The organism is Variovorax glucosi (assembly GCF_051216695.1).
In the GTDB taxonomy this organism is placed as follows: domain Bacteria; phylum Pseudomonadota; class Gammaproteobacteria; order Burkholderiales; family Burkholderiaceae_C; genus Variovorax.
Genome location: NZ_JBPJZE010000369.1, coordinates 1 through 1,055, shown reverse-complemented (window position 1 = coordinate 1,055; position 1,055 = coordinate 1). Strand labels below are relative to the sequence as shown.

Genomic DNA, 1,055 nt, shown 5'->3' with positions numbered 1-1,055 from the left:
CAAGGACGTGCACGGCATGCCCGTGCGCGAACGCAATGTCGCGATGGTCTACCAGCAGTTCATCAACTACCCGTCGCTCAAGGTGGCGGACAACATCGCCTCGCCGCTCAAGCTGCGTGGTGAGTCGAACATCGATGCGCGTGTGAAGGCACTGGCCGACAAACTGCACATCGGCATGTTCCTCGACCGCTATCCGGCCGAACTCTCGGGCGGCCAGCAGCAGCGCGTGGCGCTGGCGCGTGCGCTCGCCAAGAACGCACCGCTGATGCTGCTCGACGAGCCGCTGGTCAACCTCGACTACAAGCTGCGCGAAGGCCTGCGCGAAGAGCTCACGCAACTCTTTGCCACCGGCGATTCGACCGTGATCTACGCGACCACCGAACCTGGTGAAGCCTTGCTGCTCGGCGGCTACACGGCTGTGATGGATGCCGGCGAGCTGCTGCAGTACGGCCCGACGGCCGAGGTCTTCCATGCGCCGCAATCGCTGCGCGTGGCGCGCGCCTTCAGCGATCCGCCGATGAACCTGCTGGCCGGCACGGCCACCGCCGGCAAGGTGCAACTGGCCGGCGGCCCCGCGCTGGCTCTGGCTGTGCCTGAAAGCGTTGCAGGCACCGTCACGGTCGGCCTGCGCGCAAGCGCATTGAACGTGGACGCGGGGGAGGGCGACATCGCCTTGCCCGGCAAGGTGGAGCTGGCCGAAATCTCGGGCTCCGACACCTTCGTACACGTCGAGACCGCGGTGGGCGAACTGGTGGCGCAGCTCACCGGTGTGCACCGCTTCGAGCTGGGCGCCTCGATCACGCTGTACTTCAGCGCCTCGCAGGCCTATGTGTTCGATGCCAGCGAAAAGCTGGCGCTCGCGCCGGCATGGCGCAAAGGAAGCTAGTCATGGCACGCATCGACCTCGACCTGGCCCACGCCTATCGCCCCAACCCGACGCAGGACAGCGACTATGCGCTGCTGCCGCTGAAGATGAGCTTTCGCGACGGCGGGGCGTATGCCTTGCTCGGCCCTTCGGGCTGCGGCAAGACGACCATGCTGAACATCATCTCGGG

General features: G+C 66.3%; 2 protein-coding genes. Both read left to right on the top strand.

Annotated elements, in window-relative coordinates; all coding sequences use genetic code 11:
* The coding region (locus ACSFA3_RS25755; protein ID WP_435508149.1) for an ABC transporter ATP-binding protein at nt 1-886 on the top strand (886 nt) is incomplete at its 5' end.
* A gap of 2 nt (nt 887-888) precedes the next feature.
* Nucleotides 889-1,055 (top strand): ATP-binding cassette domain-containing protein (locus ACSFA3_RS25750; protein ID WP_435508150.1); only part of this gene is annotated, 167 nt, incomplete at its 3' end.